The sequence below is a fragment of the Azospirillum lipoferum genome, from assembly GCF_024170005.1.
GTDB classification, from domain to species: domain Bacteria; phylum Pseudomonadota; class Alphaproteobacteria; order Azospirillales; family Azospirillaceae; genus Azospirillum; species Azospirillum lipoferum.
On record NZ_JALJXJ010000010.1, the window covers coordinates 206,524 to 219,314 of the forward strand.

Below are 12,791 nucleotides of genomic sequence, written 5' to 3' on the forward strand. Positions count from 1 at the left end.
CCGCAGATGACCAGCGCGACCGCGCCCCGCGAACCGGCGCAATATGTGACGATCGGCATCGATCGCGAAGTGTTCGCCATTGAGGTCGGCATCGTGCGCGAGATCCTCGACCTCCAGCCGATCACCCGCCTGCCGCATGCGCCGCCCTTCCTGGTCGGCATGATCGACGTGCGGGGACAAGGGGTGCCCACCGTCGACCTGCGGGTCAAGCTGGGCCTGCCGGCGGTGCCGCCCACCGCCAACACCCGGATCATCGTGCTCGACGTGCCGCAGCAGGGGCAGGAGGCTTCGCTGACCGTCGGTGTGGTCGCCGACCGGGTTTTCGAAGTCACGTCGCTCGATGGCCAGGATCTGGAAACGCCGCCCCAGGTGGGGGGGCGCTGGCGGTCCGACTGCATCCAGGCGATCGGCCGTTCCAACGGAACCTTCGTCATCGTCTTCGACATCGCCCGTCTGTTCGCCCAGGACGACGTGGCCCTGCTGACCGTGGCGGACGCCGCATGATGATCGATGTCGACGCCCCGCCGCTGGTCGACGCAGCGGCACGGCCGCCAGCCCATGATGGCCTGTCGCAGCGCGATTTCAGCCGGCTGGCCGCCATCATCGAAAGCCACACCGGCATCCGCATGCCGCCGACCAAGCGGACGATGGTGGAGGGCCGGCTGCGGCGCCGGCTGCGCATCCTGGGCCTGCCGGACCTGAACGCCTATTGCCGCCATGTGCTGGACGGCGGCGGGCTGGAGAGCGAACTGGTCGACCTGATCGACGCCGTCACCACCAACAAGACCGACTTCTTCCGCGAGATCGATCATTTCCGCTACCTGATGGGCACCGCCATTCCGGCACTGTCCCGTCTTCCCCATCATCCCGGCCGCGACCGCCCGCTGAAGATCTGGAGCGCCGCCTGCTCGACCGGGGCGGAGCCCTATACGGTGGCCATGCTGCTGCTGGAGCAGGAGCGTGCGGGCATGCCGATCCGCCATGAGATCATCGCGACCGACATCTGCACCGAGGCGCTGGCGACGGCCAGGATGGGGGTCTATCCCGCCGATATGGCCCGGATGGTGCCCGAACCCTTCGCCTCCCGCTATCTGATGCGGTCGCGCGATCCGGACGATCTGACGGTCAGGCTGGTGCCGCGGGTCCGCCAGTCCGTCCGCTTCGGCCGGCTCAACGTGATGGACCCGACCTATCCGGTCCCGACGGACATGGATGTCATCTTCTTCCGCAACATCCTGATCTACTTCGACAAGATGACGCAGAAAAAGGTGCTGGAGAAGCTGTGCGGCCATCTGCGTCCCGGCGGCTGCCTGTTCATCGGCCACAGCGAGACCATCACCAACATGGACCTGCCGCTGAAACAGGCCGGCTCCGCCATCTTCATCCGGAGCTGAGCGATGGGCCAGAGGATCCGCGTGCTGATCGTCGACGACTCCGCGACCGTCCGCCAGACCCTGACCGACATCCTGTCGTCCGATCCGCAGATCGAGGTGATGGGAACCGCGGCCGATCCCTACGCCGCCGTCCGCCGGATCGCGGAGGAGGCGCCGGACGTCATCACCCTGGACGTCGAGATGCCGCGCATGGACGGCATCACCTTCCTGCGCAAGCTGATGAGCCAGCATCCCATACCGGTGGTGATGTGTTCCTCGCTGGTGGAGGACGGCAGCGAGACCCTGATGCAGGCGCTCGAAGCCGGGGCCGTCGACGTCATCCTGAAACCGCGGATCGACACCCGCCAGAGCCTGCTCGACGCCCAGGTCCGCATCTGCGACACGGTCAAGGCGGCTGCCCGCGCCCGCCCGCGCCCGCGCACCGCCACCGCCATTGCCACCGTCGCCGCAAGGGGGACCGGACGCCCCCGCGTCCCCGAACCGAAATTGAGCGCCGACGTCATGATGCCGGCACCCGGCAAGGGGGCGATGGCCCGGACCACCGAGCGCGTCGTCTGCATCGGCGCCTCGACCGGCGGCACCGAAGCCCTGCGCGAGGTGCTGGAGGCGCTGCCTGCCGACAGTCCGGGCATCGTCGTGGTCCAGCATATGCCGGAAAGCTTCACCGCCGCCTTCGCCCGCCGCCTCGACGGCCTGTGCGAGGTTACGGTGCGCGAGGCGCGCGACGGCGACACCGTGCTGCGCGGACAGGTGCTGATCGCCCCGGGCAACCGCCATATGCTGCTGCAACGCAGCGGGGCCCGCTATCTGGTGGCGGTGAAGGACGGGCCGCTGGTCTCCCGCCACCGGCCGTCGGTCGACGTGCTGTTCCGCTCGGCGGCGCACTGCGCCGGCGGCAATGCGGTCGGTGTCATCATGACTGGCATGGGGGACGACGGCGCCACCGGGATGCGCGAGATGCAGGAAGCCGGTGCCTTCACCCTGGCCCAGGACGAGGAGAGCTGCGTCGTTTTCGGAATGCCGAAGGAGGCGATCGCCCGGGGCGGGGTCGGGAAAGTGGTCGGCCTGTCCGCGATCGCCCGCGAGATTCTGCGGCATGACCGATCATGACGACGCTCGCTTTCCTCCCGGCACAATTGACTGCGTAAGGGTTTCGGCATGGACAGCATCCTTGACAGGGCGGCCTTCGGGGACCTCTCCCGCGCCGGCACCGGGGCTCTGCCATCCGGTCTCGACATCGGGGTGGTCCGGTCGCTGAAGACCGAACTGCACGACGCGTCGGCGCCGATCGAAGCGGCGTTCCTGGCGGTCGGCGAGACGCTGTCGCAAACGCTGGCCCGGATGGAGGCGATCGGCGAACGGTTCCGCACGCTGTCCGCGCTGATCGACAAGGAAGACGGCGCCGATGCGTCCGGCCGGCTGGGCAGGGTCCGCGGGGTGACGGACGGGCTGGTGGCCAACCTCCGGCAAACGCTGGATGACCTGACCGGCCTGGACGAATCGGGCGCCGAGATGGCGGCCCTGCTCGGCAGCCTGTCCCGGATCATCGGCGAGATCACCGCCCTGGCGATCAACGCGAAGGTCCAATCGGTTCAGATCCGGTCCGGCAGCGACGATTTCAGCGTCTTCAATCGTGAGATCGATCGGCTCCATCGTCTGGCGGAGGAGGCGACGACACAGGCGGTCGGCCATCTTGCGGAATTGCGGACCGCCATCTCGACGGCGAGGGATGGGGCCGCCATCTTCCAGCGCGACAACCGGACGCGCCTGGACGATGTCGGACGCCGGCTGCAGGGCAGCCTGGACACGCTGACCGCCTGCCGCAACACCGCGCAGCAGGCTGCCCGCCGCTTCGCCGGGCGTGCCGGCGAGATCGGCCAGCGGATCGCCCGTTGCATCAGCGATCTTCAGGTCGGCGACCTCACCTGCCAGCGGCTGGCCCACATCGGGACGGCGCTGGATGTGCTCGGGCTGCTGGCGGACCCGCCCCGGGATCCGCCCAAGGCAGCGGCGTTGCCGCAGGATCTGCGATGGCTCGCGGATCTGGACCGAGATCACCGGACCGATCTGTCGGTGGCGATCTGCGCGTTGCAGATCCGTCAATATGAGGAGGCGAACGGCGATTTCGGCAGTCAGGTGGCTTCGTTGAAGGCCAATCTGGACGCGCTTGTCCGCGATGCCGACGCCATCGCCCGTGAGGCGGCGGAGCTGTTCGGTTCGGGCCGCGGCGATCCCGGTGCTGCCGGGAGCACCGATGGCTCCGTTCTCGCCGATGTTGCGCAGGACGTCGATCGCGCCCTGGACCTGTTGCATCACTACTGCCGGTCCGACGACGTTCTCAGGGAGCGGGTGGTCGAGGTTTCGCACGGCTTCGATGCCATGGGCCGTGATGTCCGGGCCATCCGGTCGATCGATACCGACATGCGGCTGATGGGGCTGAATACGACGCTGAAATGCACGCGCCTTGGAACCGAGGGACGCGGATTGGGCGTGGTGGCGCAGGAGTTGCGCGCGTGCAGCCGGCGGACCGAAGATGTGTCGAAGGCGATCACCGAGGCCATCCAGACGGCAGCCCGGCGTGCGAATGCCTTGGACCTGCGGTCGGGGACCGATCAACGGTCGGCCAAGGAACTGGCCGGAGAGATGAGGAGTTCGATGGACTGCCTGAACCGGCTGCATGCCGACCAGATGCGGTCCCTGTCCGGCCTGACCGCGGACTGTCTGGAGGTGTCCAGGCTTCTGACCGGCACCATGGATCGCCTTGCGATCGAGCAGCGGTTGGAGGCCTTCGCCCGCCGCTTTGTCGAGCGGATGGAGGCAAGCGTGACGATCAACCAGAGCCCCGCTCCAGGAGTCGTTGACAACCTGCATCGGTTGTTCGGCAACCTTTATACCGCGGAACGGGAGCGGAAAACGCACGCGGAATTCGTTGGCGTCCATCACATGGAAGAGACCGGGGACAAGGGCGGCGATACTGACGAATTCTTTCTGTGATGATCGTGGCCCGGCCCGGCGGTTTGAAACGCCCCGGATTTCCTGACGGCTTATTTAAGAGCCTCCATCCCGCATGCCGCACCATCGCCGGCCACTGGATCATGGTGATGGTGCGCAAGGGACAGGTCACCCCGGCCCGAGACTCGCTCCCTCGGAAGCGTTTCCTCAATTGAGGAAACGCCTTTCCGGGAACGCCGCAGGGCTGAAGCATGCGCAGGCTTTATTGTCCATGTGCGGACATCTTTGTCCGCAGACAACAATGCCCGCACTCAACACCCCTTACTCCACCGTCACACTCTTCGCCAGGTTCCTCGGCTGGTCCACGTCGGTGCCCTTCAGCACCGCTGTATGATAGGCCAGCAACTGCACCGGAATGGCATACAGCAGCGGCGCCACCAGCGGGTCGCAGGCCGGCAGTTCGACCGACCAGCGGACCTTGTCCTTCAGCTTGTCGATACCCTTCCTATCGGCCAGCAGCAGCACCTTGCCGGAGCGGGCGCAGACCTCCTGCACGTTCGACACCACCTTCTCGAACAGCGCATCGGACGGGACCAGCACGATCACCGGCACATTGTCGTCGATCAGCGCGATGGGACCGTGCTTCAGCTCGCCGGCGGCGTAGCCCTCGGCGTGGATGTAGCTGATCTCCTTCAGTTTCAGCGCCCCTTCCAGGGCCAGCGGGTACATGGCGCCACGGCCGAGATAGAGCACGTCGCGGGCCTCCGAAACCTCCTGCGCCAGCTCCTTCAGCCGCTCGTCATGGGCAAGAACGTCGGCGGCGCGGGCGGGGACCTCGCGCAGGGCGTGGGCGATCTGCTGCATCCGCTCCTGGTCGATGGCGCCGCGGGCTCGGCCGACGGTGACGGCAAGGCAGGCCAGCGTGGTCAGCTGGGTGGTGAAGGCCTTGGTCGAGGCGACGCCGATCTCCGGACCCGCCATGGTGTAGAGAACGGCATCGGATTCCCGGGCGATGGTGCTTTCCGGGGCATTCACGATCGACAGGATCTTCTGGCCCTGCCGCTTGCAGTAGCGCAGGGCTTCCAGCGTATCCAGCGTCTCGCCCGACTGCGAGATGAACAGCGCGATGCCGCCCGGCGGCAGCGGGGCCTCGCGATAGCGGAATTCCGACGCGATGTCGACCTCGACCGGGATGCGGGCCAGTGTCTCGAACCAGTATTTGGCGACGAAGCCGGCGTAATAGGCGGTGCCGCAGGCGACGATGGTCAGCTTGGAGGCACCAGCCAGGTCGAAGGGGAAGTCCGGCAGGGTGAAAGTGCCGGTCTCCGGGTTGATGTAGGCGTTCAGGGTGTCGCCGATGACCTGCGGCTGCTCGTAGATTTCCTTGAGCATATAGTGGCGATAGCCGTCCTTGCCGATCAGGGCGCCGGACACCGCCGTGGTCTTCACCGGCCGCTCCACCACCGTGTCGGCGGCGTCGTGGACGATGGCGGCGGTGCGGCTGACCTCGACCCAGTCGCCGTCCTCCAGATAGCAGATGCGGTTGGTCAGCGGCGCCAGCGCGAAGGCGTCGGACGCCAGATACATCTCGCCGTCGCCATAGCCGACGGCCAGCGGCGTGCCGTGGCGGGCACCGATCATCAGCTCATGCTCGCCGGCGAAGATCAGCACCAGCGCGAAGGCGCCGGTGAAGCGCTTGAAGGCGGCGGCCGAGGCCTGGACCGGCGTCATGCCGTGCCGGTCCAGGTAATAGGTGACGAGGTGGACGATCACCTCGGTGTCGGTGGCGCTTTCGAAGACGTAGCCGTGGCCGGTCAGCTCGTCCTTCAGCTCCTGGTAATTCTCGATGATGCCGTTGTGGACGACGGCGACGCGCTTGGTGGCGTGCGGGTGGGCGTTGTTCTCCGTCGGGCCGCCATGGGTGGCCCAGCGGGTGTGGCCGATGCCCACATTGCCGGACAGCGGCAGGTCGCGCAGCTTCAGGTCCAGGTTGCTCAGCTTGCCCTCGGCGCGGCGGCGCTCGATGTGGCCGTTCACCAGGGTGGCGACGCCAGCGCTGTCATAGCCGCGGTATTCGAGCCGGCGCAGGCCTTCCACCAGCCGGGGGGACGCGTCGTGAATGCCGTTGATGCCGATGATGCCGCACATGGACCTGATGCTCCTGAAAAGATGCCGACCGGAGAGAAGACCCGAACCGACCTTACGACTTTTTTGCTTTCTCGTTTTGCTTCCGTTCGCGGAAACGCTGTGCCCAGCCGGCGTACGCCTTCTGGCTGCCGCGGGCGACGACCAGCGCGTCCGCTTCCACCGCCATCGTCACCACGCTGCCGGCGCCGACGATGGCGCCGTCGCCGATGACGACCGGGGCGACCAGCGCGCTGTTCGACCCGATGAAGGCGCCGGCGCCGATCTCGGTCCGGCTCTTGGCAAAGCCGTCGTAATTGCAGGTGATGGTGCCGGCGCCGATGTTGGCCTTGGCCCCGACGCGGGCGTCGCCGATGTAGGTCAGGTGGTTGGCCTTGGCCCCGGCCTCGATCACCGCGTTCTTGACCTCGACGAAATTGCCGATATGCGCGTCCGGGCCGATCTCGGCGCCGGGGCGCAACCGGGCATAGGGGCCGATGACGGCGCCGCTGTCGATGCGCACGCCTTCCAGATGGCAGTAGGGCTTGATCTCCACCCGGTCGCCGACGGTGACCCCGGCGCCGAAGAAGCAGCCGGGACCGACCACCACGTCGCGGCCGAGCCTGGTGTCGACGCTGAGGAAAATGCTGTCTGGATCGATCAGCGTGGCGCCGTTGTCCATCGCCGCCTTACGCAGGCGGCGCTGCAGCAGCTTCTCCACCTCGGCCAGCTCGGCGCGGGAGTTGACGCCGACCACCTCGGCTGGGGCGGCCTCGACCACGGCGCAGGCCATGCCGGCGCGCCGCGCGATCTGGACCACGTCGGTCAGGTAGTACTCGGACTTGGCGTTGTCGTTGCCGACGCTGCCGATCAGATCGAACATGCGGGCGCCGTCGAACGCCATCAGGCCGGCGTTGCAAAGGGTGACCGCGCGCTCCTGCTCGCTGGCGTCGAGATACTCGACGATCTTTTCCAGCCCGCCGCGGGCGTTCAGGATCAGGCGGCCATAGGCGCCGGGATCGTCGGGCCGCATGCCCAGCACCACCACCGCGGGATCGCTCGCCTGCCGGCGCGCCTGCACCAGGGCGCGCAGCGTGTCCGGCGTCACCAGCGGCGTGTCGCCATACAGAACGATGACGTCGCCGGTGAAGCCCTCCAGCAGGCCGAAGGCGGCGCGCACGGCGTCGGCGGTGCCGCGCTGCTCATGCTGGACCGCAGTGGGGTAGGGGGCGACGGCGGCGGCCACGCTGTCCATACCGGGGCCGACCACGACGACGACATGGTCGGGGTCGAGCGTCTTCACCGCGGCCAGCACATGTCCGACCATCGGCCGGCCGGCAACCCGGTGCAGCACCTTGGGCAGATCGGATTTCATGCGTGTGCCCTTGCCGGCGGCGAGAATCACGCAGGCGAGCGGACGATGGGCCATGGTGGTGTTCCTGGTCGAGCCTTGAGGTGGAGGGGGAAACCGGTCGATGAGGACGCCGTACTTGAGCCGGGAAAGGTTAAGACATCACTGCCGGAACGGACGACGCTTCTTCCGGAGTGGGTGCCGCACCATCCGCAATTCCGAGAGTGGTGTGCCACAGCACGCCGTGGAAGCCCAAGTCAACTTTTGTTTCAGCCTGTCATAGCCGCGCCGGGCTAGGTCTGGGGAAAGCCGGACGCCGGAGATAGACGCTTCGGACGGTTTTTGGACAATTGGCGATACATGTTTGGCCCGCTGCATGTCTGGCCTGGGTTGCTGCCATGCGGGTGGTTGGTCGGCAGGACCCCGTGCTATCCACGGGACATCGTCAGATCCATGGCAGATTGCGGGGCTTTCCATGCCGTTTCCCTTCCAGGCGCTCGTTTTCGACCTCGACGGAACGCTGATCGACAGCGCGCCCGACATGACCCGCGTACTGAACCGCACCCTGGCCGAATTCGGCCGCCCCGCCCTGACCGAGGCGCAGGTGCGGACGATGGTCGGCGACGGCTCGGCGATGCTGGTGCGGCAGGCTTTCGCCGCGACGGGGGAGCCGCTGGGGGACGAAGCGGTGCAGCCGGTGCTGCGCCATTATCTCGACACCTACTATGACGACGCTGAACCGCCGGTGCTCTATGCCGACGTCGCGCAGACCCTGGCGGCGCTCGCGGCGCGTGGGGTGCGGCTGGGTCTGTGCACCAACAAGCCGGAGCGGATCACCCGCAAGCTGCTGGGCATCATGGGGCTGGAGGGGCTGTTCGGCGCGGTTGCCGGCGGCGACACCCTGCCGGTGAAGAAGCCGGACGGCCGTCATCTGACCTGGGTGCTGGAGCAGTTGGATGCCCAGGATGGATCGGCGCGGGCGGCGATGATCGGCGACAACGGCAACGACGTGAAGGCGGCACGATCGGCAGGCGTGCCGGTGGTCGCCATGAGCTACGGCTATCCCCGCATGCCGGTGGAGGAACTGGGCGCCGATCTGATCCTCGACCGCTTTGCCGACCTGCCGGAGGGGCTGATGCGACTGGCTTTCTCGTGATGGACGCTGCCTGACGAACAGCGCCGGCCGGGGCTGTCGCCGCGACCGGGCGGCGCACGGACCGTTGCATACACCGATACTATCCTTTTGGACAGCAGGGGTATCCCTCAGGACCCGCGTGCCGAAACGGTAAAGCCCCTAAGCTGATAGGGTCGATCCGATAGTGTCGGGCGACAGGACGCCGAGCCGGGGAGGACGCGCCATGATGCAGGACAATGCCCTGACGGCCGGTTCGCTGGCCTTCACCGCCACCGTCCTGCTGCTGACGCTCGCCGCAGCCGGCAGGCACGACAAGCAATCAAGAACCTGCCGGGTGCGGGTCGGACGGCGTCGCAGGATGCCGCTGTCCGGCCAGCGTCACGGCGGTCGCCGATGGGAAGGAACTCCACCATGGCTTCTCGCATGGCTCGGATCGTTCATATGGGCAAACTGGGCGGCTTTGCGGCGCTGCTGGACGGCAGGCTGCTTGAACTGGAAGGCCGCTTCCTCTGGCCGTCGGTTTCGGCGATAGGCGAGGCGGTGCGGCGCGCCGGCATGGTGTCGTCCGACATGATCCTGGACACCCGCTCCCCCGGCGCCGTCAGGCCGGTTGCCCCGGTGATTCCCCCAGTCAGCGCCCCGGCTGCGGCGACGCCCCGGCCCGGCGGTCTGCCGCTGGCGGCGTGACGCCGGTCAGGTGGACCACGACGCTGCCGAAGTCGCTGTCCGTCTCCAGCCGCACCGGCAGGGGCGGATAGCCGGCGGCGACAGGCGCCAGCCACAGATCGACCGGCGGCCGGTCCGCCGGGTTGCTCCGTTGCCAGAACCGGCCACCCGAGGATGAGCGGGCATAGCCCGCCACCGGCTTGTAGGTCACCCGGCATTGCTGGGCGACGCCGGAGAAGATCGAGTAGCGCGACGGGTCAACGATCCGCCGTCCGACCTCGCTGAACACCATGTCATAGCGCCGCCGGCCGTCGAACACCGGCAGCGACCGGTTGCAGTTCTGGCTCGCCCCCACCGCGAACAGCAGGTCGAGCACGGCGGTCAGCGGGTCCAGCGTGTCGCGCTGCAGGGCCGGCGGCACCGGTTCGCGGTCGTCCTTCTCCGGCGGCGGCGTGACGCTGGTGGAGACGTCGCCCTGCGGCCCGTAGGTCAGGGTGACGTTGCGGGGTTCCCCGCGCAGCAGGCTGGTCTGGCGATGGCTGGCCGGCCGGAGATCGTCGCCATGGACATAGCCGTCGCTCTGCGAGTCCGAGCGCCAGTTGAACAGCCGGTCGATGGTGCCGCCGGTCACCGCCGACACCGCGATGCGGTAACGGTCGCCGGCCACGTCCAGCATCGCATCGACGTCCAGCGCGGTGACGCCGCCGACGAAGACCCGGTAGGTCGCCTTCACCGGTTCCGCCGATGCCACCAGCGTGGACAGCGCCAGCAAGGGCAGGGACAGACCGGCCGCCATCAGGGCTGTTCGGGCAAGGGTTGGCCGGCCAGGGCAGGGTCGGGTGACGTGGGGGAGGCGGCGGGGGCTGGGCTGGGGCACGGTCCGGGTCTCCTGCGGGCAGCAAATTCTTTTTTAAGATGGGGATGAATCTGATGCTTGACACCTGCCGGGGAAGGCCGTAGAAACCCGCCCACCGCAGCGGCGGGGCCGGCGAAAGACGGTCGCGACGCTAAAGAGATCGGTAAAAAGTTTCAGGGTTCGGGCGCGTAGCTCAGCGGGAGAGCATTCGCTTCACACGCGAAGGGTCACAGGTTCAATCCCTGTCGCGCCCACCATCAAAGAAGGCTCCGGACATTGTCCGGAGCCTTTCTTGTTTCTGGGCATCGGTCGGCACGTCATGGCCGCCGGATGCAAGTCGTGCCGGGTGCGCGAACCACACGAAAAACATGCATTATAAGATGCTCATGTGATCGGTGAATCCGCGGTGGATTGACGCAGATCAGCCCTTTTTGCGCTGCAATAGGCTAGACAGGACACCATCCCTGTCACCCGCTTCTGAAAGCCAACTCACATGGACGATACCCGTATCGCTTTGCTCTCCCTCGCCCTGCTGGTCGCTGTCCTCGCCGTCATCATCGGTTCGGTGGTCTTCGTTCCGTCCTTCACCGCGCTGCTGGCGACGCTGCTGGCCTGGGCGAATCTCGCCTATCTCGTCGGCATCACGATCAAGCGCTGATCTTTAGGCGTCGATCCGAAACCGCGGCGGAGGGAGGAGGCCGCCCTCTCCGCCGCGGGCGCCGAACCATGATGTTCGGGAAACAGTCTGTCCTGCGGAAAGCTTTTCTGGACAGGAACGGTCCGTCGGGTTATCCAGCGCCCGTTTTCGCCGCGCAAGGACCGACGCCATGACGCCGACCATCGCCCCGACCTCCTGTCCCTTGCCGGTCCTGCGGACGGTGGAGGACCTGCGTGCCCAGGTCGCCTCCTGGCGCCGCGAAGGGCTGACCGTCGCGTTGGTTCCGACCATGGGCGCGCTGCATGACGGGCATCTGGGCCTCGTGCGGCGTGGTCGCGCGCTGGCCGACCGGGTGGTCGCCAGCATCTTCGTCAACCCGACCCAGTTCGCTCCCCACGAGGATTTCGACCGCTACCCGCGCGACGAGAGCGGCGACGCCGCCAAGCTGGCGTCGGCCGGCTGCCACGCGCTCTATGCGCCGACGGTGCGGGCGATGTATCCGGAGGGGTTTGCCACCGCCATTTCGGTCGGCGGCCCGGCGGAGGGGCTGTGCGGTGCCTTCCGGCCGCAGATGTTCGGCGGCGTGGCGCTGGTGGTGACCAAGCTGTTCCTCCAGGCGCTGCCCGACGTGGCGGTGTTCGGGGAGAAGGACTACCAGCAGCTGATGGTGATCCGCCGCTTCACCCGCGACCTCGACATTCCCGTCCGCGTCGAAGGGCTGCCGACGGTGCGCGAGGCCGACGGGCTCGCCATGTCGTCGCGCAACGCCTATCTCAGCGCCGACGAGCGTGCCCGCGCTCCCGAACTGAACCGGGCGCTGACCGCGGCGGCCGATGCACTCGCCCGTGGCGCCGAGGTCGACGGCGCCCTGACCGGCATCCGCGGCCGCATCGCCGAGGCCGGCTTCGGCACCATCGATTATGTCGAACTGCGCGATGCGGAAACGCTGGAGCCGGTGACCGCCGTCACCCGTCCCGCCCGTCTGCTGGCCGCCGCCTGGATGGGCAAGGCCCGGCTGATCGACAATGTGCCTGTGATCCCAGTCGGCTGACGAAGGAGGGCCGGGAATGCTGGCGAACCCCGCTATCGGCATTTGACCGGCATTTGTTGCGCGCCTAGCATTCCATTGTGGGCATGGCCCCCGACGGGTCTCGTGACCCCCGCGATGGGGGCGGAAAGGCGATCTTGCGGCTCGTTCGTCGCAACCGGCATGGGGAAACGGTTTCCCTGATGCCGCTCCTTCTGACTGGCCTGCTGCTGGTGCTGGCCGCGCTTGGGGCGACCGGTGCCGTCGTGGCCAGCCGCAGTCGCGCACCGGCGTCGCAGGCGCATCAGGGGCCCGACAAGAAATACGCCGCCTTGCCGATGATGACCTTTAGCCTGGGCGGCAGCGATGCCCGGATGGTGGACGTCAAGGTTCTGCTGGAAATCGACCCGGCGGTGGACGGCAAGGTCGCCGATCCCTATGTGCCCCGCATCTCCGACCGGCTGTCCGACCGCATGCGCCAGATCGATCCGCAGCAGCTGACCGGCGCCGAGGGGGCGATGCTGATGAAGACCACGATCGCCGGGGTGCTCGACCGCGAACTGCGCGGGGTGCGGGTGAAGGAAATCCTGCTGGACCGGATGGTGGTCCGGTAACACCCCAAAAAAGT

The 12,791-nt window shown here is 67.5% G+C and carries 12 protein-coding genes and 1 tRNA gene; 10 read left to right on the forward strand and 3 right to left on the reverse strand.

Annotation, left to right across the window (positions count from 1 at the left end; all coding sequences use genetic code 11):
- The first annotated feature begins 6 nt into the window (after window positions 1-6).
- Genes J2848_RS22570 through J2848_RS22585 form a run of 4 tightly spaced genes read left to right on the forward strand, consistent with a single transcriptional unit; the run spans window position 7 to window position 4,388 of the window.
- A complete protein-coding gene (locus tag J2848_RS22570) occupies window positions 7-504 on the forward strand; it encodes a chemotaxis protein CheW (protein ID WP_149232581.1) in 498 nt (165 codons plus the stop codon).
- Window positions 501-1,394, forward strand: a complete 894-nt coding sequence (locus J2848_RS22575) for a CheR family methyltransferase (protein WP_246193979.1) — start codon at window positions 501-503, stop codon at window positions 1,392-1,394. Before J2848_RS22570 ends, J2848_RS22575 begins: the two co-directional genes overlap by 4 nt.
- Window positions 1,395-1,397: 3 nt before the next feature.
- Entirely contained in the window at window positions 1,398-2,504 is a 1,107-nt protein-coding gene (locus J2848_RS22580) for a protein-glutamate methylesterase/protein-glutamine glutaminase (RefSeq protein WP_149232580.1), read from the forward strand.
- 48 nt (window positions 2,505-2,552) lie between these two features.
- The gene (locus J2848_RS22585) at window positions 2,553-4,388 is read left to right on the forward strand and encodes a methyl-accepting chemotaxis protein (protein ID WP_149232579.1); all 1,836 of its coding nucleotides are present in this window, start codon (window positions 2,553-2,555) and stop codon (window positions 4,386-4,388) included.
- A gap of 279 nt (window positions 4,389-4,667) precedes the next feature.
- On the opposite strand, the gene glmS is transcribed toward J2848_RS22585, so the two are convergent.
- Window positions 4,668-6,494 (reverse strand): glutamine--fructose-6-phosphate transaminase (isomerizing), encoded by a 1,827-nt coding sequence (glmS, locus tag J2848_RS22590; protein WP_149232578.1) that lies wholly within the window; start codon window positions 6,492-6,494, stop codon window positions 4,668-4,670.
- A gap of 52 nt (window positions 6,495-6,546) precedes the next feature.
- A complete protein-coding gene (gene glmU / locus J2848_RS22595) occupies window positions 6,547-7,899 on the reverse strand; it encodes a bifunctional UDP-N-acetylglucosamine diphosphorylase/glucosamine-1-phosphate N-acetyltransferase GlmU (RefSeq protein WP_149232577.1) in 1,353 nt (450 codons plus the stop codon).
- A 397-nt stretch (window positions 7,900-8,296) separates the two neighbouring features.
- On the opposite strand from glmU, the gene J2848_RS22600 reads away from it, so the two are divergent.
- Both J2848_RS22600 and J2848_RS22605 read left to right on the forward strand, forming a co-directional pair.
- Complete coding sequence (locus J2848_RS22600) at window positions 8,297-8,977, forward strand: HAD-IA family hydrolase (RefSeq protein ID WP_149232576.1); 681 nt, start codon at window positions 8,297-8,299, stop codon at window positions 8,975-8,977.
- A 390-nt stretch (window positions 8,978-9,367) separates the two neighbouring features.
- Window positions 9,368-9,643, forward strand: coding sequence for a hypothetical protein (locus tag J2848_RS22605; RefSeq protein WP_211103201.1), 276 nt, complete (start codon window positions 9,368-9,370; stop codon window positions 9,641-9,643).
- Here J2848_RS22605 and J2848_RS22610 read toward each other — a convergent pair.
- The gene (locus J2848_RS22610; RefSeq protein ID WP_149232575.1) at window positions 9,588-10,418 is read right to left on the reverse strand and encodes a DUF3108 domain-containing protein; all 831 of its coding nucleotides are present in this window, start codon (window positions 10,416-10,418) and stop codon (window positions 9,588-9,590) included. The two genes, J2848_RS22605 and J2848_RS22610, sit on opposite strands and share 56 nt — an antisense overlap.
- Window positions 10,419-10,660: 242 nt before the next feature.
- On the opposite strand from J2848_RS22610, the gene J2848_RS22615 reads away from it, so the two are divergent.
- The 4 genes from J2848_RS22615 (at window position 10,661) to J2848_RS22630 (ending at window position 12,777) form a co-directional block, all read left to right on the forward strand.
- Window positions 10,661-10,735: transfer RNA gene (locus J2848_RS22615), tRNA-Val, on the forward strand.
- A 236-nt stretch (window positions 10,736-10,971) separates the two neighbouring features.
- Window positions 10,972-11,136: a hypothetical protein gene (locus tag J2848_RS22620; RefSeq protein ID WP_042704268.1), complete on the forward strand. Its 165-nt coding sequence runs from the start codon at window positions 10,972-10,974 to the stop codon at window positions 11,134-11,136.
- Between the two features lie 169 nt (window positions 11,137-11,305).
- Window positions 11,306-12,187, forward strand: coding sequence for a pantoate--beta-alanine ligase (gene panC / locus J2848_RS22625; RefSeq protein WP_149232574.1), 882 nt, complete (start codon window positions 11,306-11,308; stop codon window positions 12,185-12,187).
- 179 nt (window positions 12,188-12,366) lie between these two features.
- Window positions 12,367-12,777: a flagellar basal body-associated FliL family protein gene (locus tag J2848_RS22630; protein ID WP_149232573.1), complete on the forward strand. Its 411-nt coding sequence runs from the start codon at window positions 12,367-12,369 to the stop codon at window positions 12,775-12,777.
- Window positions 12,778-12,791: the final 14 nt, after the last annotated feature.

What these genes read in the sequence shown, in the direction of transcription:
- J2848_RS22585 (WP_149232579.1), top strand. Translation starts at nt 2,553, where the DNA reads ATGGACAGCATCCTTGACAGGGCGGCCTTCGGGGACCTCTCCCGCGCC.
- glmS (WP_149232578.1), bottom strand. Translation starts at nt 6,494, where the DNA reads ATGTGCGGCATCATCGGCATCAACGGCATTCACGACGCGTCCCCCCGG.
- J2848_RS22575 (WP_246193979.1), top strand. Translation starts at nt 501, where the DNA reads ATGATGATCGATGTCGACGCCCCGCCGCTGGTCGACGCAGCGGCACGG.
- panC (WP_149232574.1), top strand. Translation starts at nt 11,306, where the DNA reads ATGACGCCGACCATCGCCCCGACCTCCTGTCCCTTGCCGGTCCTGCGG.
- J2848_RS22620 (WP_042704268.1), top strand. Translation starts at nt 10,972, where the DNA reads ATGGACGATACCCGTATCGCTTTGCTCTCCCTCGCCCTGCTGGTCGCT.
- J2848_RS22570 (WP_149232581.1), top strand. Translation starts at nt 7, where the DNA reads ATGACCAGCGCGACCGCGCCCCGCGAACCGGCGCAATATGTGACGATC.
- J2848_RS22600 (WP_149232576.1), top strand. Translation starts at nt 8,297, where the DNA reads ATGCCGTTTCCCTTCCAGGCGCTCGTTTTCGACCTCGACGGAACGCTG.
- glmU (WP_149232577.1), bottom strand. Translation starts at nt 7,899, where the DNA reads ATGGCCCATCGTCCGCTCGCCTGCGTGATTCTCGCCGCCGGCAAGGGC.
- J2848_RS22610 (WP_149232575.1), bottom strand. Translation starts at nt 10,418, where the DNA reads ATGGCGGCCGGTCTGTCCCTGCCCTTGCTGGCGCTGTCCACGCTGGTG.
- J2848_RS22580 (WP_149232580.1), top strand. Translation starts at nt 1,398, where the DNA reads ATGGGCCAGAGGATCCGCGTGCTGATCGTCGACGACTCCGCGACCGTC.
- J2848_RS22605 (WP_211103201.1), top strand. Translation starts at nt 9,368, where the DNA reads ATGGCTTCTCGCATGGCTCGGATCGTTCATATGGGCAAACTGGGCGGC.
- J2848_RS22630 (WP_149232573.1), top strand. Translation starts at nt 12,367, where the DNA reads ATGCCGCTCCTTCTGACTGGCCTGCTGCTGGTGCTGGCCGCGCTTGGG.